The sequence below is a fragment of the Acetobacter tropicalis genome, assembly GCF_030644465.1.
GTDB lineage: Bacteria > Pseudomonadota > Alphaproteobacteria > Acetobacterales > Acetobacteraceae > Acetobacter > Acetobacter tropicalis.
Genome location: NZ_JAUYUW010000001.1, coordinates 1,718,587 through 1,743,993, shown reverse-complemented (window position 1 = coordinate 1,743,993; position 25,407 = coordinate 1,718,587). Strand labels below are relative to the sequence as shown.

General features: G+C 53.9%; 22 protein-coding genes and 1 tRNA gene. 13 read left to right on the top strand and 10 right to left on the bottom strand.

The features are described from left to right. Positions 1-36: 36 nt before the first annotated feature. Complete coding sequence (locus QWU00_RS07765; protein ID WP_035382540.1) at positions 37-1,287, top strand: MFS transporter; 1,251 nt, start codon at positions 37-39, stop codon at positions 1,285-1,287. Between the two features lie 133 nt (positions 1,288-1,420). Here QWU00_RS07765 and QWU00_RS07760 read toward each other — a convergent pair whose 3' ends face one another. Next, on the bottom strand, positions 1,421-1,690 hold the full coding sequence (locus QWU00_RS07760) for an HU family DNA-binding protein (RefSeq protein ID WP_006557723.1): 270 nt from the start codon (positions 1,688-1,690) through the stop codon (positions 1,421-1,423). A gap of 113 nt (positions 1,691-1,803) precedes the next feature. Between QWU00_RS07760 and QWU00_RS07755 the strand changes: the two genes are divergently transcribed. Beyond that, positions 1,804-2,730, top strand: coding sequence for a rhamnan synthesis F family protein (locus QWU00_RS07755; protein WP_052051587.1), 927 nt, complete (start codon positions 1,804-1,806; stop codon positions 2,728-2,730). Between the two features lie 193 nt (positions 2,731-2,923). Here the strand turns inward: QWU00_RS07755 and QWU00_RS07750 are convergent, their stop codons facing one another. Continuing rightward, on the bottom strand, positions 2,924-4,357 hold the full coding sequence (locus QWU00_RS07750; protein WP_035382538.1) for a beta strand repeat-containing protein: 1,434 nt from the start codon (positions 4,355-4,357) through the stop codon (positions 2,924-2,926). Between the two features lie 374 nt (positions 4,358-4,731). Beyond that, entirely contained in the window at positions 4,732-7,608 is a 2,877-nt protein-coding gene (locus QWU00_RS07745; protein ID WP_035382536.1) for a glycosyltransferase, read from the bottom strand. Positions 7,609-7,790: 182 nt separating this feature from the next. Here QWU00_RS07745 and QWU00_RS07740 point away from each other — a divergent pair, with 182 nt between their 5' ends. Then, complete coding sequence (locus QWU00_RS07740; protein WP_052051586.1) at positions 7,791-10,247, top strand: glycosyltransferase; 2,457 nt, start codon at positions 7,791-7,793, stop codon at positions 10,245-10,247. A gap of 224 nt (positions 10,248-10,471) precedes the next feature. On the opposite strand, the gene QWU00_RS07735 is transcribed toward QWU00_RS07740, so the two are convergent. After that, positions 10,472-10,546, bottom strand: a tRNA-Gly gene (locus QWU00_RS07735). 160 nt (positions 10,547-10,706) lie between these two features. Here QWU00_RS07735 and QWU00_RS07730 point away from each other — a divergent pair. The 9 genes from QWU00_RS07730 to ubiM all read left to right on the top strand — a co-directional run bounded on the left by QWU00_RS07730 (position 10,707) and on the right by ubiM (position 19,046). Then, positions 10,707-12,788: an NAD(+) synthase gene (locus QWU00_RS07730; RefSeq protein ID WP_052051585.1), complete on the top strand. Its 2,082-nt coding sequence runs from the start codon at positions 10,707-10,709 to the stop codon at positions 12,786-12,788. Between the two features lie 64 nt (positions 12,789-12,852). After that, on the top strand, positions 12,853-13,449 hold the full coding sequence (hisB, locus tag QWU00_RS07725; RefSeq protein WP_035382652.1) for an imidazoleglycerol-phosphate dehydratase HisB: 597 nt from the start codon (positions 12,853-12,855) through the stop codon (positions 13,447-13,449). Between the two features lie 125 nt (positions 13,450-13,574). Next, a complete protein-coding gene (gene hisH / locus QWU00_RS07720; protein ID WP_035382532.1) occupies positions 13,575-14,237 on the top strand; it encodes an imidazole glycerol phosphate synthase subunit HisH in 663 nt (220 codons plus the stop codon). After that, a complete protein-coding gene (gene hisA, locus QWU00_RS07715; protein WP_035382530.1) occupies positions 14,237-15,571 on the top strand; it encodes a 1-(5-phosphoribosyl)-5-[(5-phosphoribosylamino)methylideneamino]imidazole-4-carboxamide isomerase in 1,335 nt (444 codons plus the stop codon). The genes hisH and hisA overlap by 1 nt, the downstream gene beginning before the upstream one ends. Continuing rightward, entirely contained in the window at positions 15,571-16,359 is a 789-nt protein-coding gene (gene hisF / locus QWU00_RS07710; RefSeq protein ID WP_035382528.1) for an imidazole glycerol phosphate synthase subunit HisF, read from the top strand. Before hisA ends, hisF begins: the two co-directional genes overlap by 1 nt. After that, on the top strand, positions 16,356-16,841 hold the full coding sequence (locus QWU00_RS07705; RefSeq protein ID WP_035382526.1) for a phosphoribosyl-ATP diphosphatase: 486 nt from the start codon (positions 16,356-16,358) through the stop codon (positions 16,839-16,841). Before hisF ends, QWU00_RS07705 begins: the two co-directional genes overlap by 4 nt. Further along, complete coding sequence (locus QWU00_RS07700; RefSeq protein ID WP_035382524.1) at positions 16,841-17,215, top strand: histidine triad nucleotide-binding protein; 375 nt, start codon at positions 16,841-16,843, stop codon at positions 17,213-17,215. Before QWU00_RS07705 ends, QWU00_RS07700 begins: the two co-directional genes overlap by 1 nt. A gap of 41 nt (positions 17,216-17,256) precedes the next feature. Further along, positions 17,257-17,847 carry a nitroreductase family protein gene (locus tag QWU00_RS07695; protein WP_035382522.1) on the top strand — a complete coding sequence of 197 codons (591 nt, stop codon included), beginning with the start codon at positions 17,257-17,259 and terminating at the stop codon, positions 17,845-17,847. A gap of 5 nt (positions 17,848-17,852) precedes the next feature. Next, positions 17,853-19,046: a 5-demethoxyubiquinol-8 5-hydroxylase UbiM gene (ubiM, locus tag QWU00_RS07690; RefSeq protein WP_035382514.1), complete on the top strand. Its 1,194-nt coding sequence runs from the start codon at positions 17,853-17,855 to the stop codon at positions 19,044-19,046. A gap of 117 nt (positions 19,047-19,163) precedes the next feature. Here ubiM and QWU00_RS07685 read toward each other — a convergent pair whose 3' ends face one another. Together QWU00_RS07685 and QWU00_RS07680 are read right to left on the bottom strand one after the other, a co-directional pair. After that, positions 19,164-19,622, bottom strand: coding sequence for a DUF4186 domain-containing protein (locus QWU00_RS07685; RefSeq protein WP_045541838.1), 459 nt, complete (start codon positions 19,620-19,622; stop codon positions 19,164-19,166). 334 nt (positions 19,623-19,956) lie between these two features. Then, positions 19,957-20,652 (bottom strand): glutathione S-transferase, encoded by a 696-nt coding sequence (locus QWU00_RS07680; RefSeq protein ID WP_035381521.1) that lies wholly within the window; start codon positions 20,650-20,652, stop codon positions 19,957-19,959. Between the two features lie 991 nt (positions 20,653-21,643). Here QWU00_RS07680 and QWU00_RS07675 point away from each other — a divergent pair. Further along, positions 21,644-22,978, top strand: a complete 1,335-nt coding sequence (locus QWU00_RS07675; protein ID WP_035381519.1) for a tyrosine-type recombinase/integrase — start codon at positions 21,644-21,646, stop codon at positions 22,976-22,978. 96 nt (positions 22,979-23,074) lie between these two features. Here QWU00_RS07675 and dinD read toward each other — a convergent pair whose 3' ends face one another. The 4 genes from dinD to QWU00_RS07655 form a co-directional block, all read right to left on the bottom strand. Then, positions 23,075-24,016 (bottom strand): DNA damage-inducible protein D, encoded by a 942-nt coding sequence (gene dinD, locus QWU00_RS07670; protein ID WP_202980526.1) that lies wholly within the window; start codon positions 24,014-24,016, stop codon positions 23,075-23,077. A 190-nt stretch (positions 24,017-24,206) separates the two neighbouring features. Further along, positions 24,207-24,401: a hypothetical protein gene (locus QWU00_RS07665; RefSeq protein ID WP_035381517.1), complete on the bottom strand. Its 195-nt coding sequence runs from the start codon at positions 24,399-24,401 to the stop codon at positions 24,207-24,209. Then, positions 24,394-24,633 (bottom strand): helix-turn-helix domain-containing protein, encoded by a 240-nt coding sequence (locus QWU00_RS07660; protein WP_369424758.1) that lies wholly within the window; start codon positions 24,631-24,633, stop codon positions 24,394-24,396. The genes QWU00_RS07665 and QWU00_RS07660 overlap by 8 nt, the downstream gene beginning before the upstream one ends. 322 nt (positions 24,634-24,955) lie before the next feature. Beyond that, complete coding sequence (locus QWU00_RS07655) at positions 24,956-25,390, bottom strand: hypothetical protein (protein ID WP_150395711.1); 435 nt, start codon at positions 25,388-25,390, stop codon at positions 24,956-24,958. Positions 25,391-25,407: the final 17 nt, after the last annotated feature.

Genomic DNA, 25,407 nt, shown 5'->3' with positions numbered 1-25,407 from the left:
TTACGCCAGAGGCTGTTCCGGCACTGTTATCCTGCTATGAACAGCCTCATCATGACAGATCATCCGGCGGCTTCTACGCCTCTTCTCGCTTTACCCGGCCTGAAAGCCGTTCTGACAGCGCGCACGTTGTCTGCTTTTTCCTCTCAGGTGCAGGCCGTGGCCGTGGGCTGGCAAATTTATGCCCTCACTCACAGCGCCGCTGCGCTCGGGTTTGTGGGGCTGGCACAGTTCCTTCCCATGGTTGCGTTCATTTTTCCCGCAGGCCACGCGGCGGACCAGCATGACAGACGCCGGATTGTCATCACCTGCCAGACCATCGAAGCCATAGCAGCCGCTTTTATGGCAGTGGCCTCCTTCACCCATCATCTTGCTCCAGGCATGATTTATGGGCTGGTCGCCCTGTTTGGCATGTGCCGCGCCTTTGAAATGCCCGCACAGCAGACCTTTTTGCCCTCCATGGTCTCTGCGGCGGTTTTCCCCAAGGCGGCAGCACTTTCTTCCTCCCTTTTTCAGGTGGCATCCATCGCGGGGCCATCTTTAGGCGGGCTGCTTTATGGGCTGGGAGCCGACGTCTGCTACGCCCTCTGCGCCATTGGATTTGCCGTCTCGGCCTTCGCCACCTTTTCCATGACACTCCGCTTTCCCGCCCGTGCCAGACAACCAGCGAGCCTGGCGGCGGTTTTTGGGGGTATCGCCTTCCTGCGCCGCCGTCCCACCATGCTGGGTGCACTCTCGCTTGATCTATTTGCTGTGCTGTTAGGGGGAGCCACCGCCATGCTGCCTCTCTACGCCACGGACATCCTGCACGCTGGGCCATGGGGGCTGGGTCTTCTGCGGGCAGCCCCTGCCATTGGGGCGTTAGGCGTAGCCGCTGTGCTGGCCCGCTACCCCTTGGGGCGGCACGCTGGGCAGTGGATGTTTGTTTCCGTCGCCATCTTCGGCGTTGCCACCATTCTGTTTGGCCTTTCCAGCTCCATTCCGCTCTCCGTTCTGGCGCTGGCGGTTCTGGGCGGGGCGGACGTTATCAGCGTGATGGTCCGCAGTTCTCTTGTTCAGTTAGGCACACCAGATGAAATGCGTGGGCGCGTTTCCGCCGTGAACATGCTGTTTATTGGCTCATCCAACCAGCTTGGCGAATTCGAAAGCGGCATGCTGGCCAGCCTGATCGGCGCCGTCCCTGCCGTTGTGATTGGAGGCTTGGGGACATTGGCCATTACGGGCCTGTGGATGATCATGTTCCCCGGTCTCAGGCAACTTGATCGGCTGGAAGACATCAAACCGGACTAGCCGTGATCCACACATCGAACGCGATCAAGATCACCCATACAAAAACAGCCTGAAAGGTTTCCCCTCCAGGCTGTTTCGCTCAAGAAACATTGTACTAAAACTAAACTGTTTCCTAATTACCGGCGGATAAAGCTCAGACCGCCTTTTTCAGGTTGGGGCTGGCTTTGAAACGAACGGTCTTGCCGGCTTTCACCTTGACAGGCTCACCCGTGCGCGGATTCAGCGCCTTGCGAGCCTTGGTTTTGCGCACAGTAAACGTTCCGAAAGAAGGTAGGGTAAACCCACCTTCCCGCTTCAGTTCTTCTATGATCGCGTCCATCAGATCGTTCGCTGCCTGATTGGCGGCCACGCCGGTGCAGTTGATCGAATCCTGGATCACCGCAGCAATAAAGGCCTTGCTCATTGAGACCGTATCTCCCTTTCAGACAGAACTATGTGAGTAACAATTATTCGGTTAGGATAACCAACAACACTCGCGGCTTGTAGTCATATTTTTACGAAAAAACCAACTTAAAAATGCATTCAGTTTCGATTTCTCCCGCAGCCATCAGCGAAAACCAGGTCGAAAGGGCTCTCTCAGCCCCTCTTCCAGCAGGTTCAGTGTGCCTGTTTGCCGCCTATGCGCCAAATGGTAATTTGCCGCCATATACCTGTTTTTACCTGAAAAATCTCAAACTATGCGGTCTGAATGTGCATGTTGTACTCTCGGGTTGCTCAGTTATAACAGAAAAAACACGTCAGTTTTGTTACAGACACACTTTTACCGTGTGGCACCGCCCGAATGGGGGGCTTGATTTTGGTGCATGGCGTTTTCTAATTGATAAAGGCATTACACGGGCAGCACCCTATATTCTATTTGCCAATGATAGTGTTTTTGGGCCCCTCGCCCCTCTTCCCCCACTCCTCCGAACCTTGCAGGCCGATACACAGCCTGCATGGGGGCTTGTTGCCTCCCGTGCCGTTACACCTCACTTACAATCCTGGTTTGTCGGTCTTTCCCGCACGACGTTTGAACAGGATGCCGTACAAAGGGTATTCTCTCTCCCCTATGAGAGCATGACACGGGAAGAAATTATCTGGCATGGGGAACTTGGGTTATCCGTTGCCCTGCGCTCCGCAGGCTTGTCTCATCACGCCTTATGGACGGATGAAAACAATGCATTCGCACGCCTCTTTCCCACCAACCCCATGCATTCTCACTGGCGGTCCTTTGTTCGGTCCGGTCGTGTTCCGTTTCTCAAACAGGAATTACTGCGCGATAATCCCTTTGCTCTGCCGGAAATAAAAAACTGGCGTTCCCTCATCCCTGCCAAAAGCGGTTTTGACCCAGACTGGATTGAATCATACCTTGCCCAGCATCCCCCCCGCTCCCTCCAGAAAAGCTCAACATGGAAAGGGCGGGCACTTTATAAAATGATGAACATGCTCGATAATTTCAGGTAATTATTTCTTTTTAGAATAAAAATTTTCTTATTTTTATTTGTAAACTATTTGAAAATCATCAAACTTTTTCTTTTTTGAAAAAATACAAAACGTTCTTCTATAATACTAAAACTTTCTATTTTCAGGAAATACTCACAAAAAAACCGGGCTGTTAAGCCCGGTTTCTACAACGTTCAAAACCTCAACTGAGATTTTATTTAACGTTGTTAGCAATATTGAACTGGCTGGTGTTGAGGCTATCAACGCCAACAAACGTAATCTGGCTCTGGTCAGACAGCGTGACGGTGGTGTTACCATCTTTGTGTGAGGCGCTATCCAGAACCTTCTGCAGATCTGCGTCTGTATAACCATAGTTAACCAGCAGCACAGAGTTGCCTGCAGCGCTACCAAAGTCAGAAATGGTGTAGTCAGCGCCGGCAATACCGTCACGGAAGCCGAACACGTTTGCTGCGCCGGAACCACCCTGCAGGGTTGCATTGCCAACACCGCCAACCAGCGTATCGCTAGCAGAACCACCGATGAAAAGCTGGTTGCCCGTGCCGGTGGTGGTGCCGAATGCATGAATACCGAATGCAGAAGAAGCGCCATCCAGCGTTTCGTTGCCTTCGTTTGCAACAAACAGGGACGTGCCAGCCGTAGAGTTGACAACCGCGTCCAGACCATTTGCACCGAAGATGGTGGTCTGGCCAGCCGTGATGGTGGTAACGCCCGTGCCACGGATAAAGGTCAGAGAACCACTGACATCTACATTGGCCGCATTGGTGTTGGAGACTTCAAAGTCACCATAAGCAGCAGAAATGGTGTTCAGCTGGCCGCCAATAACCGTTCCGGTGGAACCGGCAAGGTTGATGGAAGTGTGCTGAACCGTCGGATCATTGCCGTTGGAACCACCGATAACGGTGCTTCCGCCGCCAACAGTGATCTGCTCACCATCTGCGCTGTTATCAACAACCAGGGAGTTTGCACCCACCTGCACAACAGAGCTAGCACCATTCAGGGTGATGTTCTGCGTGCCTGCCGTTGCGGTGATGGTGTCCTGACCATCGGAATGGACGTAGTTAACACCCGTACCCAGTGTGATGGTGTTATCACCAGCGCCTGCTGCAACCGTGTTGCTGCCTGCACCCGTATCGATAACATCATTGCCGTCACCGGTCAGGATGTTCCAGTTACCGGCATTGTTGAGGTTGCTACCCTGGAAGCGGTTATCACCGGAACCAGCAAAGAACGTGCCGCTCTGGCTTCCTGCACGGAAGGAGATACCGGCTTCAGTGCCGCCCAGAACCGTTACGTTCTGTGCCGTGTCCTTGGTGAGATCAACATTCACCCATCCTGCCAGCGCCGAACCCGGCTGAGCAACAGAATCAGACCCGACGGACAGCCATTCGGTGTTGCCTGCAACATTGTAGGAACCAGCAGAGGTAATCACCCCATAGCCAGCCTGGTTGCTTCCTGCCTGGCCATTGTTCGTGCCTGGCGTCAGATGACGCACATCAAGCGTATCAACAACGCTGCTCAGCTTGGAAGAAAGAGCTTCGGCCTGCTTAACGAACGTCGAGTTCTGCGAACCATCAACGGTAACCTGTACCTGCCCGCCTGACGCACCGACAACGGTGATAATCGCCATTTATTTCGTCCTTCTCACTCTCCGCTGCGGCGCGAAAAACCCTTACCTTCACAGCGGCATACTTCTGTCATGTTTGGTTCTAGGCGAATCATCGGCGAGCTTGCAAGCATATTTTGAGTATTTGCCCTGTATATTCTCTTTTTTAACACTGGTGTCTCACAACAGATACAGCGGTGAGCACTTTTTTACCGTACGTTACAAAGCATCTGTGTACAATATTGGAACAAGATGCAGGGCTATTTTTTTTCACTGTACAAACAACAGATGCGAATACGCGAATAATAGTACCATCAACGTGCCTTCAGCATCCATTCATCACTGCGACATCAGGGCCTAAACACATTACAAACATTACAGAATGCTGTTTTTCCCCATCAGAACAGGCGCTTTGTCTCCGCTTTTTCCTCGGAGATAACCGCCTGATACAGACTGTGGAGTTGATCCGCCTGAGCCTCGTAAGTGGGAAGAGCGCTTTTGAGAGGGTTCTCATAATTTTCCAGCGTGGCTGCTTTCTCAAGCAACGTGCTGATGGCGTGTTTCAATCCTTCTGGCCGCCCATCAAGCTCTATGAAGGTGCCATTTACGCCATCCACCACATCTTCCGATTGACCGCCCGGAGAGGTTGTCACAACCCAGACATCGCGCGCCAATGCTTCACGCACGGTCAGGCCAAAACTTTCCTTCCACTGGGAGGGAAAGAGAAGGACATCGATTCTATCAAAAAAATCATCACTCTCGTCTGATGGGTAAGACGGGATAACATCCACTTTGCCGCCAATTCTCCATAAACTTGTATCAATCGATTTGAAGCCGAGCTTGAGCGTATTATCGACCAGCACGAGTTCCCAATCTGTTCTTTCAAGAGACTCGAACGCCTCCCGTATGAGCGGAAACCCTTTTACGGCTTCATTCCCCCCAACATACCCGAACCGAAGAGGAGCGCCCGGCTTACGCTTGAGATGCGGACGTTTAGGCCAGACGAATCCGTTTCTGTTCACAACAAGCCTATCAGGGGGCACGCCATTTGCCGCATACAACTCAAGATGAGACAGACTGGGGCTCAGCAAGCGGGCTGCATATTTCAGGCATTCCTGCATCATGAGCGCACGCTCCGTCAGATGCCTTACACCGGGCACACAGGCTTCACACACCCGAAGATCGATTGTTTTCTGGAAACAGTACCGTCCGTTTTTCTGCACCATGAACTGGCGCTCGCACAGCCACCAGGCATCATGCAACGTGACAACATACGGCACCCCCAGTTCCTGACAGACCCGCACCACGGAGGCTCCTAGCCCCTGAGTAGCATGAAAATGCACAATATCCGGCTGCCAGGCTTTGACCCAACTCCTGAAAACTTCAGCAATGGCCGGGTTATCCAGTCCGGAAATAGGGTCTTCCTCCACCGGAACGGAAAGCGCCTGCATGCCTTGCACCTGATAGCGCAGAGCAGAGTTGGGCAGCCCCGCCAGAGAAGGACGGGACGTCATAACCGCAACATCCATGCCACGCTGCTGCATGGCTTTTGCCATTTCTTCTGCAACCAGTGTCGCCCCCCCAAAGGAACGGGGAGCAAAGAACACATTGACCACCATAACCCGCGGCTTTGTGTAAACCGGTTGAACCGGGGAGCCGAATACAGGAAGAACCTGCTGCTGCGCCACGGCCTGAGGGCTGTATCGCGCCAAGATGTCCGTATGTGCTTTTTCGCCAATCGCCTGACGCTGCGCCGCATCATCCGCCAAAGCCAGCAAAGCCGTTTTCCAGTCTTCTGGCGAGGCTGCCAGATATCCATTTTCCCCCGTCTGAATAACATCCGTAAATGCCTGAGCGGGGGAACAAACGGAAGGAATGGCGAGCACTGCCGCTTCCAGATATTTTATGTTGCTTTTTGCATCATTAAAAAGCCCTGGCTCCAAGGGAGCTATAGCGATATCCGCCTGCGCAAGACGCTGCAAATAGGCAGGATAAGACCGTCCTTGCAGCTTTTCCACCCGGTCTCCCAGCGCCTCAAATTCAGATGGAAGGGTCAAATCACCAACAATCTGCAATCGCAGGCGCGGGTCTGTCTGCATTGCCGCCAAAATACCGGAAGCAGCAACCCGAAAATCCATATCATGTGTTTTGGTGCCAGACCCGTAGAAGACAAGAATACTACTCTGGGCCTCTGCCTTCTTCTGCCCAGCCTGTGCCTGAAGAGCCGTTGCTTCCGTAAGGGTTTCCCCATCCAGCGCATTCTCAATTACAGAAACATCGCTCACACCAGCCTGTCGCATGGCATCTGCCAAGCCCCGTGTGGACGCTATGGCCCGACCACATGCCAGAAGCGCTTTTCTGTAATAAACCACACCCTCCAGCACATTTCGCCGTTCAGAGGCAGAAAGTGTCTTCAGATTGGTGTTTTTTTCATAGGATTCAGGATCAAAAATCAGATCATCCACTTCCCACCATGGGGAAAGGGAAAGCCGATGCGCCTCTTCTATCAGAAGCAGGCCATCCTTGTTTCCGGGCACACGGTAAAAAACCACCCGGGTACAGACCTGCAACAGGGAAAGAGCCCGTGCGATATCGTACCATTCCACTACAACCACACGCCAACCGAGGCTCTCCAGCTCCTCCTGACGTTGCCACACGCGGTATTTGGCGCATTGTGGTATGGAAAGTTCGGCAATAATCAGAAATAGCGGCTGAAAATCATCCGTTACCCGGTCTGGAAGCGGGTGAAGATAAACCTCTTCCGCCCGCTTGCGGCTTTCTTTTTCAGTTATTTTAGAAAGAGAGCGCTCGGACCTCCGCCCGAAAAACCCCACACGAGGCATTTCCGGCAACCGGGCATGAAGACGCTCCGCAACACCGCGCCACCCTTCCGTACGCGCAATTTCACGCACACGCTGAACAACCTCCTTCACGGGACGTCCGGATGAGGGCATGCGCCCCGCCGCAAGAGACCTGACCGCCCGGAGGGGAATGGTTACTTTCCATGACAGAGATGTACGTTCCAGATTCCGGTAATGGCGCTCGGATGCCAGAGCGGAAAACATGCCATCTGACCGGAGGGAATGCAGTCGTGCACTCGCCCGATAGCCCACCACCAGATCTTCCGCCAACTGAAGCTGTTTCTGGAGCCGGGCGGTATCAATGGCAGAAGCCTCCCCCTCCGGAGACTTTTCTCTAACACCCTGCAAAGAAAGCGGATCGTGCGTTATGTCTGTCATGCCGGAATCATGCCGTTCTTCCTCAAAACTGTCCACACAAACACGATACGCCTGTAGCACCCCAGCCACACGGGCTGGGAGTGCGTATAAATATGTCAGACCACCCTGCCGAAACCCATACTTTGACGGACCTCTCTGACGATTTATATATATCTGAGATATTTGGTCTGTTTGATTTCAGATCCAGCTTGCCGTTTTTTCAAAGTGAAAAGAAGAGAATGCCTCAGCGTCCCTCTGCCTCTGTTTCTGCCGCCCTTCCGCCAGAGCAAACGGCGTCTCCTTTTCCTGCCCGTCCAGAGTCTGGTTCTCTCCCTCTTCGGGCGCAGGCTCCCGCCAATAGCCCCCAGACAAACAGCACGGTCGAAAACCGTGCACTCAGAATCGCCTTGGCAGATGCCTTGGCTGCACTCGCGGCCTCCCGCCACAAAAATGTGGAGCAGGAACGGCGTATTCAAAAACTTGAGCAGGCGCTGGGGGAACATGAACGCGCTTTTCAGCGCATCACCACCCAGTTGAACGAACACCAGAAGGCTCTCCTGGAAACAACCCGGACGCTTACCCCTCATCCATCCCGCCTGCGCCGCCTTTGGCGCACCCTGCGATATCCACCCGTTTCCCCTGCCTTACCTGAAGCACCTGCTCTGGAAGCCCTCCCCCCCCTCCCTCCGTCTCTACCGCAACCACCGTCGTCCCTGCCTCTTCCCGCAGCTCACACCGGACCACGCAAAATCCTGTTTGTGGCAGGAGAATTGGACACAACCGGCCGTATTTATCGGTGTGAACGTATGGCGGCAGCCTTTGCTGCGGCTGGCGTTGAGGTTCGCGTGCTTGAGTGTCCAGTTGTGGGACCGGATGATGTTCTTTGGGCTGATGCCCTTGTTATCTGGCGTGCGCGGATCAGCCCGCATGTCAGCACCATGCTGCGCCTGTTCCGGGAACAGGGAAAACCCACCATTTTTGACATTGATGATCTCGTCTTCCGGCCAGATCTCGCCAAAATAGAGATTATTGACGGCATTCGGCACGCTGCCACCGTTACGGAAGAAACAACCTGCCAGATTTTCACAGATCTTCATAAAACTGCTGAAGACTGCGACATGGCTTTCACCACAACCGTGGAACTGCTTGATCAGCTTTTTCGGACCGGGGTGAACCCCATTCTGGTGCTCCCCAACACCTTTGACCATGAAACCCAGCAGCGGGGCCGCCTTGCCGCCCGCCGCAAGCAGCTTATCGGGCCTGATGGCCTTATCCGTATTGGATACGCCGCAGGCTCACGCACGCATCAGCGTGATTTCAAGCTGGTCTCACAGGTAATGGCCGACCTGTTGCGCGCAGATAACCGACTGAGGCTTGTTCTGTTCACGCTGAATGACACTCTTCCTCTTCTCCTTACGGAGGAATTTCCGGAACTGAATGGACTGGAAGATCAGATTGAATGGCGCACCTTTGTTCCGCTTGTCGATCTTCCTGCTGAAATGGCGCGGTTTGATATCTCCATCATTCCACTTGAAGCCGGCAATGTGTTCTGTGAAGCCAAAAGCGAGATCAAGTTCTTTGAAGCAGCCCTTGGGAATGTCTGCTCCATAGCCTCCCCCACCGGCCCGTTCCGGCGGATTATCCAGCATGGCCAAAACGGGTTCCTTGCCAGCACGGCGGAGGAATGGCGCAACGTCCTGCTTATGCTCATTCAGGATCCGGCTTTGCGCCAGAAACTGGCCCGCAATGCGTTTCACTGTGCCTTGTGGTTTTTTGGCCCTGAACGTCTGAGCTTCCTGGCTCGTGACGCTGTGCTGTCCATGGGGCAAGGCACGGAGTCCGCTCAGGCCAATGCCCGATTGATTGCCCGCACCCAGGACACAACGCCCCTCATTCCTGTTGTGCCTGAAAGTGAAACACTTTTTCTGCACGACCATCTGGACCAGGCAGACGTGAGTGTAGTGATCACGTCCTACAACTATGAACATTTCATTCTGGAAGCGCTTGAAAGTGTGGCCGCTCAGACGCTGCATGTACTGGATCTTGTTGTCGTGGATGACGGCTCAACCGATGGGTCTCTGTCCCTGATTGTGGCGTGGGCGGAAAAGCATACCCATCGCTTCAACCGTCTGCTTGTCTTGCGCTCCGCTGCCAATGCGGGCTTAGGCGGCGCACGGAATATCGGCATGGCAGCAACGGAAACCCCTTACGCCATGCAATTGGATGCGGACAACAAGCTGTTACCCGCCGCGTGTGAACATCTTCTGCACGCCATGAAGGTAGAAAATGCAGCGTTTGCTTACCCAACAATTCAACAGTTTGGAACGCATATCCTGACTGATGTTCTGGGTGACCGTCCGTTTCAGCCCCTTGCCCTTATGCCCGGCAACTATATTGACGCCATGGCCATGGTTGCCAAATGGGCGTGGGCCGCAGCCGGTGGCTACTACGTGCAGCGAGACGCCATGGGTTGGGAAGATTTTGATCTGTGGTGCCTTTTTGCGGAACGCGGCTTCACAGGCGTGCATGTACCGGAAATTCTAGCTGAATATCGTCGCCACGGGTCCTCCATGACCAATGGGGTCACAGAAACACCCAGCCATAAACCGCGGGTGGTGACATTGCTGGAAGCACGTCACCCCTGGCTGCGCCTGACCACGCCGCATGCCGCCCCCAGAGACGATGCTCCCGCATAAAAACGCATTTACACGAGCAGCAACGGAATAAACGGACAGAAAATTCGGACAGGTGAGAAAAAAAGAAAAGCCGCCCGATGCAGAACCATCGGGCACAAACACGCAGGACGTATGGAACCACACAGCCTGCAGCACCTCTATATCTGGCACTTTAAACGTCCCTAAAACGCAAAAAAGGCCGCTTTCGCGACCTTGATGCTTACCGCCTAGATTTTTTGAAAATCTGGAGCGGGCGATGGGATTCGAACCCACGACCCCAACCTTGGCAAGGTTGTGCTCTACCCCTGAGCTACGCCCGCATCGGATGGCCACCTTCTACGAGGGAAAGAGAAAACGCGCAAGGGGGTATTTGATATTTTTTTATGCTTTTGTTTCAGCCCTCTCTGCCTCCCTTCCCTCATCACCATTTGGAGGGATGGTTCGCCTACATATTGGCGTTAAAAAGGCTTGTCTGTAATCATGACGCCCGTTTCAGGTTCAGGAGGGCAGTTCATGCCGGTTTCCCCATTTCACGTCCTGTATCATCAGGGCTTTGCCCGTGTGGCGGCCTGTACTGTTCCTGTTTCTCTGGCAGACCCGGCCACCAATGTGCAGCGTATTCTTGCCGCAGCCCAAACAGCATCTGAAGAAGGATGCGCTTTGTGCGTCTTCCCCGAACTTGGGCTGTCAGGATACGCCATTGATGATCTGCGCCAGCAGGAAGCTCTGCTCAACGCTGTGGAAAAAGCGCTGACAGACCTTGCCGCCGCGTCAGCATCTCTCCTGTCCGTTCTGGTTGTGGGTGCTCCCCTTCGCCACAACAACACCCTGTATAATTGTGCCGTCATTCTGCATCGCGGCACCATTCTGGGGATCGTGCCCAAAAGCTTCCTGCCCAATTACCGCGAATTTTATGAGGCCCGGCATTTTACCCCGGGTGCAGGAGTCCGTGGGCAAAGCATCCTTCTTGATGGCAGGGTTGTGCCCTTCGGCGCGGATCTGCTGTTTGATGCCACAGATCTACCCGGGTTCTGTCTGGGAGTGGAAATTTGCGAGGATATGTGGGTGCCCGTCCCGCCCGGCACGCTGGCAGCACTGGCGGGGGCTACGCTACTCGCCAATCCCTCCGCCAGTGACATCACAGTCGGCAAAGCGGAGACACGCACACTTCTGTGCCAGTCCCAATCTGCGCGGTGCGTTGCGGCCTATATTTACGCCGCCGCAGGCGCTGGCGAATCCACAACCGATGTGGCGTGGGATGGACAGATTTCCATCTTTGAAAATGGTGTCCTGCTTGCCGAGAGCGAACGCTTTCCCTCCACGGCTCAGACCGTCACGGCAGATATTGATCTCATGCTGTTACGGCAGGAACGCCTGCGCATGGGCTCCTTTGCGGCCAACGCGCAAGCCATGGCAGCCAACGCGCCAGACTGGCGGCGAATATCCTTCACTCTCGCCCCACCACAGGCAGATCTGGGACTACGCCGCCCACTTGCACGTTTTCCGTTTGTGCCAAGTGATCCCGCGCGGTTGGCGCAGGACTGTTTTGAAGCCTTTACCATTCAGGTAACCGCCCTCAAGCAACGCCTGCGCGCCAGTGGCGCCAAAACCATGGTCATCGGCATTTCCGGGGGGCTGGATTCCACGCAGGCGCTGTTGGTGGCCGTGCGTGCCGCAGATGAACTCGGCTGGCCGCGTTCCGCTGTGCTGGGCTACACTATGCCCGGTTTTGGCACGACGGAAAAAACCCTCGCCAGTGCGCAGGCCCTTATGGCGGCTCTTGGCACAGGCAACGAGCTTCTGGATATCCGCCCCGCAGCTACCCTTATGCTTAAGGAAATCAAACATCCCTTTGCCCAAGGCGAGCCCGTGCATGACATCACTTTTGAGAACGTGCAGGCAGGACTGCGCACGGATTTCCTGTTCCGGCTGGCCAATATGCATAATGGACTGGTGATTGGCACCGGCGATCTTTCGGAGCTTGCACTGGGTTGGTGCACCTATGGCGTAGGCGATCAGATGGCCCATTACAATGTGAATGCGGGCCTGCCAAAAACCCTTATCCAGCACATCATTCGCTGGGCCATCGTCTCGGGCCATTTCTCGGCTGATGTCACACCCCTGCTCTCCACCATTCTGGCCACGGAAATCTCCCCAGAACTGGTGCCTGCGGGCGCGGATGGAAGCATCCAGAGCACGGAAGACATTATTGGTCCCTACGCCCTGCATGATTTTACCCTGTTTTACGTGCTGCGCTACGGCTTCACCCCCTCCCGTATCGCCTACATGGCGCAACAGGCATGGCAGGACGCCGATGCAGGCGCGTGGCCACCCGGCTTTCCGCAGGCCGAACGGAAGACGTATGATCTGCCCACCATCAAACACTGGCTGCGCGTTTTCCTACGGCGCTTTTTCGCCACCAGCCAGTTCAAGCGCTCCGCCATGCCCAACGGGCCGAAGATCATGGCTGGCGGCAGCCTTTCTCCCCGTGGAGACTGGCGCGCTCCGTCTGATGGCAATGCCACACTCTGGCTGACGGAACTGGAACAGAACGTTCCCTGAGAGGTTCTGCCCCACCGCATGCATGATGGTATCTGCCGCACTCTTCGGCTATAGACTCCGCATCATGAGCACTCCGCGCCAAGCCACCCTTCATCGCGTTACCAGCGAGACAGATATTGCCGTCACTCTTGATCTGGATGGATCAGGACAGGCAGACATTGATACCGGCATCGGTTTTTTTGACCATATGCTGACAGCGCTGGCCAAACATGGCCTGCTGGATTTGACGGTAAAAGTGCGGGGAGACCTGCATATTGATGGTCATCACACCGTGGAAGACACCGGGATAGCACTGGGCCAGGCATTGCGGCAGGCGCTGGGCGACAAACGGGGTGTGCGCCGCTTTGGCCACGCGCTTGTGCCGCTGGATGAAGCGCTGTGTGAAGCTGTGGTTGACCTTTCCGGCCGTCCCTTTCTGGCATTTGACGCCACTTTTGACCGCGACCGCATTGGTGAACTGGATACCGAACTGGTGGAAGAATTTTTCCGCGCCTTTGCCATGTCCAGCATGATCACCCTGCATCTGACGGAAAAAGCAGGTAAAAATTGCCACCATATTGCAGAAGCCGCGTTCAAGGCTCTTGCCCGCGCCCTGCGCATGGCAGTTGAGATGGACCCTCGGGCGCAGGGGGCCATTCCCTCAACCAAGGGAGTGCTGTAAACAGGGCCGGGTCAGGCGCCACGCCGTGGCTGCCTGCTCAGCCTGTTTCAGAATGATCCAGCGGGCGCTGTCCCTCCGGGGTATGCCAGCCCGTTTTCCAAACAGGACCATAAGTGCGAGGTCCCATGACCCAGTCTCTCTCCATTGCCGTTATTGATTATGAAGGCGGCAATCTGGCTTCCGCAGCACGCGCAGCAGCACGCGCGGCCGAACTCTCTGGCATTGCGGCCACAGTTACCATTACCAATTCACCCTCCGCAGTGCTGGAGGCCGACCGTATCATCCTGCCCGGTCAGGGGGCCTTTGCGGATTGCGCGCAAGGTTTGGATACGCAGCCGGGCCTGAAGGATGCGCTGCTCACCGCCACACGCAACGGCACGCCTTTTCTAGGTATCTGCGTGGGCATGCAGCTTATGGCCGAGCGCGGGCTGGAACACGGCGTCACCCCCGGCTTTGGCTGGATAAAGGGAGACATTGCGCCCATGGAGGCCCCCGGCCTGCGGCTGCCACAGATGGGCTGGAATGAACTCAACCTCACCCAGCCCCACCCCTTGACGGAAGGACTGGGCACCGCTCCGCACGGTTATTTTGTGCATTCCTATGCCTTGCAGGGAGCCGTGCCGGAGACCTTGATCGCCACCACGGATTACGGAGGGGCCGTGCCCGCCTTTGTCTGCAACGGCAATGTGGCGGGCACGCAGTTCCATGTTGAAAAAAGCCAGACCGTCGGGCTGCGGATTCTGGCCAATTTTCTGGCTTGGCAGCCTGAAACACGCTGGGCGGTCTGATGTCTCGGAAAAAACCCGTTCAACGTATCCTTAAACTGGATGAAGATGATCTTCAGGCCCTGTGTGAAGCCGTAGATGCCGCCATTCTGGACGGTGGCGGTTTTGGCTGGATACAGCCGCAGGGACGGCAGGTTCTGGCGCGCTATTTCAAAGGGCTGCTTCTGGTGCCCGAACGCATGCTGTTTGCCGTGCGGCTGGATGGCGTGATTGTCGGCTGTGCGCAACTGGTCCGCGCCGCCCGCAATAACGAGGCTCAGGCCATGTGCGTCACGCTGATGCACCTGTTTGTTGCGCCTTATGCCCGGAAACAGGGGCTAGGCACCCTCCTGTTGCAGGAGGTGGAAAACGCCGCCCGCAGCATGGGCTACCGTGTGCTGAACGTGGATGTGCCAGAAACCCAGACCGCCGCCATTGATCTGTTCCGTAAGGCGGGTTTTGAACAGTGGGGTACCCATCCACACTATGCCCGCATTGGCGATCAGACCGTATCTGGCCTGTTCTTTACCAAACTTCTTGATAACGCCCGTCCCGCAACAGCAGAAGCACCCCGCATGACCCAGGCAGACGTTGCTCCCGCCGAATATACATCCTCCTATTCCCGCCCTTTGACGCTTTACCCCGCCATTGATCTGAAAGATGGCGCCTGCGTACGCCTGCGCCGGGGCGAGATGGAAGATGCCACCGTTTATTCAGATGATCCCGCAGCACAGGCTCGTGCCTGGTGTAATGCCGGGTTCAAATGGCTGCATGCCGTTGATCTGAACGGCGCTTTTGCAGGGCAGTCCGCCAACGTGCCTGCCGTACGGGCCATTCTGGAAGCATCAACCGTCCCCATGCAGCTTGGCGGGGGACTGCGTGACATGAAGGCCATTGCCTCCTGGCTGGAAGCTGGCGTCACGCGCGTTATTCTTGGTTCGGTCGCTGTGAAAAATCCGGCGCTGGTGCGCGAAGCATGCCGCGCCTTTCCGGGCCGCATTGTGGCGGGTATTGATGCCCGTTCCGGCCACGTCGCCACGGAAGGCTGGGCAGAAGTTTCAGACATGCAGGCCACGGAACTGGCGCTGCGCATGCAGGAAGCAGGCGTTGCCGCCATTATTTTCACGGAGATCAGCCGGGACGGCATGCTGGAAGGTCTTGATCTGGAACAGACGGTTGCTCTGGCCAATACGGTCACCATTCCCGTTATCGCCAGCGGCGGTGTTGGCTCGATCGACCATTTGGCAGCCCTGCGCAAAGCCGCCGATCAGGCTCCCGGTATTGAGGGCGTGATTGTAGGCCGTGCTCTGTATGATGGCCGTGTTTCTCCCGCAGAAGCGCTCAAGGTTCTGGCCTGATGCTCAAACTGCGCGTTATTCCCTGCCTGGATGTCAAAAACGGACGCGTTGTCAAAGGCGTCAATTTTGTCTCCCTGCGCGATGCGGGGGACCCGGTTGAACAGGCGGCACTGTATGATGCCGCTGGCGCTGACGAACTGACTTTTCTGGACATCACCGCCAGCCACGAAAACCGTGACACGATTCTGGACGTGGTCAGCCGCACTGCAGAGCGGATTTTCCTGCCGTTGACGGTAGGTGGCGGTGTGCGCGCCACAGAAGACATGCGCCGCCTGCTTCTGGCTGGTGCAGACAAATGCGCCATGAACTCCGCCGCAGTGTCCCGCCCCGAACTGATCAATGAAGCCGCCCGCAAGTTTGGCAGCCAATGCGTCGTTGTGGCCATTGACGCCCGGCAGTCCGCTCCCGGCAAATGGGAAGTTTATACCCATGGGGGCCGTACCCCCACCGGGCGTGACGCGATAGAGTGGTGCAAGGAAGTGGCTGAACGTGGGGCGGGAGAAATTCTGCTCACCTCCATGGACCGTGATGGCACACGCTCCGGGTTTGATCTTGACCTTCTGAAAGCCGCCACACAGGCCGTCCGCCTGCCAATTGTCGCTTCTGGCGGCGTTGGCGCGCTTGAACATTTTGTGGAAGGCGCTCAGGCTGGCGCCACAGGGCTTCTGGCTGCCAGCGTCTTCCATTTTGGCCAGTTTACGGTTTCCCAGGTTAAAACGGCGCTGGCTGAAGCCGGACTGCCGGTTCGTCCTTCTCCCTCCCCTTTTCAGGCAAACCTACGCGCATGATCAAGAAAGTCAGCACCAAACCCAGCGCCAAAACCGCTTCAAAGGCTACTGGCAAAGGTCAGTCCAAAAAGGCTGCTTCAGCAAAACAGGCGGAAACCAAAGCAGAGATCGTGCAGGATGATCTTCTGAACGAACCTGCTGACAAGACTGTTCTGGACCGACTGTATGATGTGGTTCTCAGCCGGAAAGACACAGATCCTTCCGTTAGCCACTCCGCACGTCTGCTCTCTCGTGGCACGTACAAGATTGCGCAGAAATTTGGTGAAGAGGCCGTTGAATGTCTGATTGAAGCCGTAGCAGGCCGCAAGGACCTTCTTGTTGGAGAAAGTGCTGATGTACTTTACCACCTTGTTGTTCTGTGGGTTGATGCAGGCGTTACCCCGGAGGAAGTCTGGGCTGAACTGCGCCGCCGTGAGGGTGTAAGCGGTATTGCTGAAAAAGCAGCTCGTCCTAAAGAAACTTTTGCAAAAAAGGATAAGTGATGGCTGTTAACGGAACAGGTCCCTACAATCCGGACAATATTTTCGCAAAAATTCTGCGTGGTGATATTCCATGCAAGAAGGTTTTTGAAAACGACTGGGTGCTGGCGTTTCATGATATTGCACCCAAAGCACCCGTGCATGTCATCATCATTCCCAAAAAACCGTACGTCTCTTTTATTGATTTCAGCAAAAATGCCAGCGCTGATGAAATTGCCGCTGTCATGCAGTCCACAGGGCAGATTGCCGCTGACCTGAAACTGGAAGAAAGCGGATATCGTGTTATCACCAATGCAGGACAGAATGCAGGGCAGGAAGTACCGCACTTCCATCTGCATCTGCTTGGGGGCAAAGCCCTTCCGCCTTTTCCTGTCTGATTAAAACCAAATATCCGTTCCCCAAGCTGGAGTTTCCGATCATGACCCCCATGGAAATGCTTCTCAGCCGAGCCTCCACAGACCATCTGGCGGAACCTGCGCCCTCAGCAGCACAGCTTTCTGACATTCTGGCGGCAGCCATGCGTGCGCCAGATCATGGTAAACTCCGGCCCTGGCGCTACGTTGTCATTGAAGGAGAGGCCAGACCGCTTATGGCGGAACGGATCATCGCCAGCATGCAACGCATTGATGCTGATGTTCCTGACGCAAAAATTACCAAGCGTCGGCAGCGGTTTTCAACCATGCCCATGATCCTTGCCTTGGGCATGCATCTCCGGCCGGAACACAAAATCCCGTTATGGGAGCAGGAAATGGCAGTTGCTGCCGCTACCATGAACGTGTTGAACGCCCTACACGCTACCGGCTTTGGGGGTGTGTGGGTTTCCGGCGATGTGGTGGATGATCCGGTTCTTGCCGCTGAACTCGGTTTCCCTGCGCCACATAAACTGGCTGGTTTCCTTTTTATCGGCACACCTTCTGGCAAACCGATTTCTCCCCGCAGGCCAGACCCAGCGGATTTTACAGCCTACTGGACCGGCACCCCTGTTACTTTTGCGGCAGATAAGGACTGATCACCATGCAGACTGCAGAGCAGACTGATGTTGCCATTATTGGTGGAGGCCCTGTTGGGCTTGCCACGGCACTTTCTCTTGAAAGCGTTGGGCTTTCCGTCACTGTTCTGGAACGTGCACCAGCAACCGTGTGGGAAGAACCGTCCTTCGATGGTCGGGAAATTGCCCTTACACATCATTCTGTCCGCATTTTGCAGGAAAACGGAGCGTGGAATCATATTCCCCACTCCGCAATCTGCCCGCTTCGGGAAGCGCGTGTAGAAACAGGAAAGTTTCGCCATCCCCTTACGTTTGATACGCATGGCCGAGGGGTGGATGCTCTAGGGTGGCTGGTTTCAAACAATCACATCCGTCGCGCGCTGTACGCTGCTGCGGCTACCCGCCCCGGAATTACATTGCTTGATGGCGTTACGGTTGAAACCGTCCGGCAAAATCCCGCGCAGGCCGTGGTGCATCATTCAAAAGGGCAACTGCAGGCGCAACTGGTTGTAGGGGCTGATGGACGCTTCTCCCCAACTCGTCGGCGTGCCGGAATTGGCGCCATTATTCATGATTTCAAGCGCACCATGCTGGTGTGTCGCATGGCGCATGATTCTCCTCATCACAACATTGCCACGCAGTGGTTTGATGAAGGCCAGACCGTCGCCCTCCTGCCGGTCAATGGCATGGCATCCTCTCTGGTGCTCACCCTGCCACCAGATGATATTAAACGCCTTCTGGAAGCCCCACGTGATGCTTTCAATGCAGAAATCATGAAGCGCATTGGCAACCGTCTGGGCACAATGCGGCTTGTCAGCACCCGCCATGCCTATCCCCTGAAAGGAGTCTATGCGCATCGCTTCACAGCACGCCGTCTCGCCCTTGTAGGAGATGCTGCTGTGGGAATGCACCCCATTACAGCCCACGGCTTCAATCTGGGTCTACGCGGACAGGAAATTCTCTCTCAGGAAGTCACTCGCAACGTCTCTACAAACGGGGATGCTGGTCTGGCACAGGGACTACGCCGTTTTGAACAGAAGCACCGTCTGGCAACCGCTCCGCTCTTTGCAGGTACCAACGGGATTGCGACACTTTACACGCATGATGGAGCCCCTTTCCGACATCTTCGGGAAACCGGGCTTCGGCTGGCAGATGCCTTCACACCCTTTAAAAATGCCGTCACCACTCTCCTGATGGATCGCCATACCACAGCCCCTTAAAAGGGCTACAGGGCTACAGGGCTACAGGGCTACAGGGCTACAGGGCTACAGGGCTACAGGGCTACAGGGCTACAGGGCTACAGGGCTACAGGGCTACAGGGCTACAGGGCTACAGGGCTACAGGTTGCGGCGGTATTTTCGCTTGTAAAGCCTGACGGGAGCATTTTCTTCCACACTTACGGGCATTTTTTCTTCCCGTTCCAGCCATGCCCCTATAACCGCCAGAATATAGATTTGCTGATCAAAGGTTAACGGTAGCCCTTTGGTAAAATGATGCCATTTTTCAAGGCAAGACCTGCAACATGTTCCCGTAGCATGTTGAGCCACAAAGACTGGGTGCCCCTTCCACGGTGTTTGCCGACCGTCTTTCTCTGGTTCAGCAGGAGCAAGCCGTTTCGCAATAAAATCGGCTCCATGCTCCAGAACAGCCGTCAGCCCCTTTTTTTCCAAATATGCCCGATCAGATGTATTTAAATGAAACTGCTGCCGAAACGCAGAGCGCGCCAGTTTCTGCCATAGCGTAGGGTCAACCTCCGGTAGATCAAGCGCAAGAGGAAACAGATCCCCTTGAGACACAGACGTCATTTTTTCTGAAAACCCAGACAAAACAGATCATGCTTCTCTTAAAAAAGAATACTCAATTTTTAGTCTGAAAAAGGATAGGCATACAAGACCTCGACTCAAGAGGGATAGAAAACCGTTGTGTAAACCCCTGATGGTCGGATTTTAGACTTAGCCGACCATGAGTGATGGTTCTGTCCTTTGTTACCCTATCTATTTTTTGAGCAGAGTGAGGTTTTTGCCTCATCCAGAAATTCGTTCCCACTCCGTATTCCACAAATATATCAGGGCGATTCTTTCCGCCTGTACGGTCATACTCATAGCATGAGAACACATGTCCCCTCATAACTCAGGATGAGGAGGTGCGGCCCTCACTGGCGTAAACATATGCCCCACCGCGCTGCAGAGCGCGCTGATAGGCTGGACGGCCATGAATACAGCGCAGGAATGCTCTGACATGCGGCCGATTATCCGTTGCCCCCGCACGTGCCGCCGCCGCTTCAAGAGGGAAGCTCATCTGAATATCTGCTGCGGTAAAATCACTCCCTGCAAACCATTCGCTTTCCGACAGCCTACGTTCCCAATAATCCATATGCAGTTTGACCTGTGGATTTATGAACCCCGTCTGTGCTCCTTTTGAAATCAGGAAAGCAAAAGGACGAAAAGGCAAAGGAGCCTGTTTTGGCAGCATCCCGAATATCAGTTTGAGCAATAGCGGAGGCATGGCTGATCCTTCTGCATAATGCAGCCAGTATATGAAGCGAACATATTCGGGAGTGTCGCGCGCTGGAGCCAGTCGGCCATTGCCGTATTTATTGATAAGATATTCCATAATCGCCCCGCTTTCTGCCAGCGTCACGTTCCCGTCCGTGTCAGTTATTACTGGAGACTTGCCCAGTGGGTGAATGGCCTGCAGAGATTTTGGGGCCATCATGGTTTTAGGGTCACGCTTGTAAAACTGGATGTCATAGGGAAGTTCCAGTTCTTCCAGCAGCCACAAAACCCGCTGTGAACGGGAATTATCCAGATGATGCACGGTAATCATAAGATGAGCTCCTTCCTCCAACAGGTATGAAGACCCCGCCCGACCTTACTTACCTGCCTTGGCAGACAGCCTATGCCGGAGACACTTTGGGCGGCGTTGATACCAGCTAAAGGACGTCACGCACTCTTTGGTTCCACATACCAAAACGGCACACCGGCCGACTACAGGCAGAACTCTCCCGTTATCCTGCGGGTATGATCTGCGTTTTCTGCCTGCTATCTTGGGTGAAAGCATAGAAAATTTAAGGTCTAAAAGCGCCAAGAGATCAACGAGCAGCTTTTGAATGTCCATCAACCCAAAACGAACCAGACGCTCAATTAGCCTCCCGCCGATGCAGGTTCTGGCTGGTCTATTTTTACGCTTTAGGGATGGTCTAAAGTCTCTAGCGACCATGCCACCCGGACCGCGCCAAAGGTAAATCATACCTGCGAAATTGCCGAGAAAAGCTATATCTACGCAAAATAAAGGATTGTGAGGAACGACTGGCCCCCAAGAGCCGGTATCGGTGTAGGTAGAAACTACCCTACGAACCTAAAAGCAGCGTTCAGATGACTCTAGAACGCCATAAGGATGAATGACCCTAAAGTCTTTAAACCACCTGATTTTTTGAAAAAATTGGTGGGCGCACAAGGGCTCGAACCTTGGACCCGCTGATTAAGAGACAGTGCAGCCAATGTACACTCAAGACGCACGGAAATGCATAGAGACGCAAAACCCCTTATATTTCCTAGTGACTAGAGGGTGGCTTCGCGCAGCGTGACGCATGAAGATGCACGGATTACTATTCCAAATGACTCCGGATTGACTCCGGAAAACTCGGTCAGGGGGTGATGATGGGAAAATGGCAGCGGGGGATACACCAAAACAGGGTGTATAAGGTGTATAGGTGTATAACACATAGATATATTACTGATTTTATTGGGTTTTTCGCCGCTCCAGACTATACACCTCACGGTTCTGTGAGGTGTATAAGGTGTATAGGAGCCGTGGCATGAAGTTTACCAAGCCGGGAATAGACGCCCTCACCTGCCCGCCGGGAAAGCGGGATGTCATGTTCACGGATAGCGAGGTAAAAGGCTTTGCCATTCGGGTGAACGCCACGGGCAGCAAAACTTTTCTGTTTAACTACCGCTTTGCCGGTAAGCCCCGGCGTCTGATATTTGGGCAGTATGGCGAATTAACCTTGGCTCAAGCCCGCAAACTGGCAGAAGCAGCACGCGGGAAGGTTCTGGCCGGGGGCGACCCTGCCGGGGACAAAAAAGCAGCCGCACACGCTTTCCAGCAACAGGCGATTGAGGAAGCCAAACAGGCCGCTGTTAATGCCCTCACTTTTCAGGTGCTCACGGAACGCTGGGCCAGCAACGCCCTCCGAGACAGCAGCGAAAGCCACAGCACGGAGGCTCCACGCCGCCTGCGCTTCAATTTTGCGGACATGCTGGACCGCCCTGCCCATGCCCTGACCGTGGCTGAGGTGCAGAACCGGCTGGATGAAGTCGCGGAAAAACACCCCACCACGGCCCGCCGCCTACAGGCATATGGCCGTGCCATGTACGGCTGGGCCGTTAAACGGCAGTTGGTTGAGGAAAACCCGTTTACCAATGTGGTAATAGAAGGCCGCGAAGTCTCCCGTGACCGGGTGCTGACCGATGCTGAATTGGGCGCGGTATGGCGAGCCGCCTGCCAGATGCCCTACGCTTTTGGCCCATTCTTCCGGCTGCTGGTTCTCACGCTCCAGCGCCGGAGTGAGGTTGCTGGCATGAGATGGGACGAAATCACGCCTGACCTGACCACATGGACCATTCCGGCCGGCCGCACCAAAAACGGCAAAGAGCATATTGTTCACCTGTCCGAGCCAGCCCGGCAGGTTCTGGCCTCCCTGCACCGGCAGACAGACAGCAAAACCGGGGCCATATCTCCGCTTGTGTTCACCAATACGGGCAGAACACCCATATCCGGCTTTTCGGATGGCAAGGAACGTCTTGTGGCCCTAATGGCGCAGGAGCAGTGGGCAGAAAACGGGGATAGAGAGCAAAAAAACGCGGGAAAGAAGCCCTCCGCCCTGCCCGTAAGCGGATGGCGGCTGCATGACCTGCGGCGCACTGGCGTAACCACAATGGCCCGCTTAGGCATTGGCCCCCATGTGGCTGATAAGGTGCTGAACCATACAGAGGGAGCCATAAGCGGCGTAGCCGCTGTGTATCAGCGGCATGAGTTCCTGAAGGAACGGGCTGCGGCTTTGGATGCTTGGGCCGGGCATGTGCTGAGTGTGACTTCCGCGGCGGGAATCGAACCCACGGCAGGAAATGTCGTGCTTCTGCGGAGGTAAAGAAAAAGGGCCTCTGCAAATTTACAGAGGCCCCTAGAGACGCTGATCTGCCAATCCGGCTAGAGAGCAGCAAACCTAATGAAAGCTTTGACTGAACTATTCGCCATCTTTTGTAGATTGCTTAATTGCTTTCTGAAGTCGACGGCCAATTTTTTTTACATCTTCTTCCGCAGGCAAAGTTTCCGGCATATCACCACCAATGTCTTTAATCGTCTGCCTGACCTTGGCGCCTACATCATAGTGGGCTTGGTTCGCTGCCCTCTTACCACGAACCCCTTCACGCCTTAATTTTTCTTCTGTTTGAGTCGCTCTAAACAAGTTAGCCGCCAGTTCTGTGCTTCCCATATGGTCAAGAATCGGCTGCCGGGAAGTCAGTCCTTTTTTACGCCGGATACCCGGAACGTCCAGACCTCCATATAAACCTTTGTAACCTTCCGTCTGGAAGATTGCATAGTCTAGTCCCTCTTTAACCCCTGCATTTTTAGCCGCACTCGCTAAGTGCTTATTATGAGTCTTGATCTCATTCCTAAGCAGAACGCGGCGCTCATCTTCAGATAGAGGCTGATACTCTTGCGCCTCTTGATCCTGCACTTCTTGTCGGCGTGTCTGGATAGCGAAATAAGTTTGAGCAAACGCTACCTGCTTTTTTCGGGGATCTGCATTTTGCGCAATTAGATAACAAGCATAGCGACTTAAAACGATATCCTCAATTTCCCGCTCTGCCCCTTTACCTAGCGGGATCATTTTCCCGACGCCGGGAAAATGATCTTCCCACCCGTGACCAGCTTGAGTGCATGCATCTTTCGCACGGGAAATAACTGTAACAAAATTATCCCATTTTGTATAACCAAGAACAACCTGAAGATCACGGGCAAACCAATATTCATTCCCCATATCATCTACTTGAGAAATGGCTTCAAATTCACCCATTAAATCTTCTATTGTATCGCCATCTTGTTTTTTTCTTTTCAAACCAACAACTTCACCTTCAAAAGCAATACTGGCTAACCGGCGTGATTTTTCCACTTCATCTGACATCTTTTCCCCCACTTACTTTAACATCAAAAATGATACAAATTATCGGCTATGATAGATTGGCAATGTCTTCAGATAAACTATCTAGAAGTCCCTGAGATATTCTATTGATAAACAAGAAAAACTGAATAGCTTTTTGAGGGATGCTTTCCGATTGATTGGCCCCCTCCTCACATCTGAGGAGGTCCATAAATTAAAATTTAGCTTTTAACTTTATGAACTTATCATAATATACGGAGTTATCATCAACATCTATTAATGTATCTCCTCTTGAATTTTTTGCGGGTGATGCATAATTCCAAGCATCTTTATCTATTTTATTTAATTCCAGATACAAACGATCAAAGTCTGCAATTGTTCTTGTTTCAAACTCAATGATTTTATTCATAGTTTTCTTCCTTGCTTCGCAGTCTAACACCCGCCCCACCACCATTTTCAGGAATAAACTGAACCCCAGCAGCTTCTAAGGCGGAACGAATGGCTTTTATCGTGCTGGCTTTCAGTTCCTCGCCTCTTTCAAGACGGGCGATAGTATCAGGTGAAACGCCAGCCTCTTTTGCTAGATCACGCACTCCCCAGCCGATAGCTGCACGGGCCATTTTACATTGAATAGCTAACAAAATCCGAACCCTGATACGATTTTTCCATTGCGGAATTATCGTAACTATGTTCGGATAATAGGGCAATGCAATTTGCGGCCAAATGGGGAGTTTGGACCCTCCCACATTTGGCCTAATCATAACCGCTCGCACTAAGAGACGGTAATGGCTGAGCGCGCCTATACCATGCCCGGCACATGCTGGGCAGTGCTCACTCTTGCTGGCCCTTCTCTGCTGGCTCTGGCTGGCATTAAGTCTCCTGAAGACCCTCATTGCCCTGCTTATTATGGCCCACTCGTGTTTTTAGTCTCCGGATTAGCCGGCTATTGTTGCCCTATATGATCTATTTGTCATTCGTCGGCCATTTACATACATAATGGTCCATCGGTTCAGACATTCTGGAAATTGAAGTTTGTGCGGAATGGTCCAGAAAATCTGCCATTGTCATGATAGCCATAGCGTTTACCAAGCCAGCACACACAACAAAAGCAATGGCTACACCATAGGATAGTTTACGAGACCGACTAACGGGGTCCGGCCTACTATCTGTAGGTGCAAATACAAACCCAATAGCTCCTAAAGCAGCCGCAGCTATGCCAATTTGGATTGCACGAGAAAGGTAGTGATGAGCAACAGATGATAAGATACAATTATATTGATTACTATCAAACTGGGCTAAATTGTAATTTGGATATATCTCTGCAACCATGACTAAAAGTGAGAAGGAAAATAATACGGAAATCCGTGCTATGTTTGAAACAATTTTTTCGTAATTCATTTTTTTTCTTTCTTTTT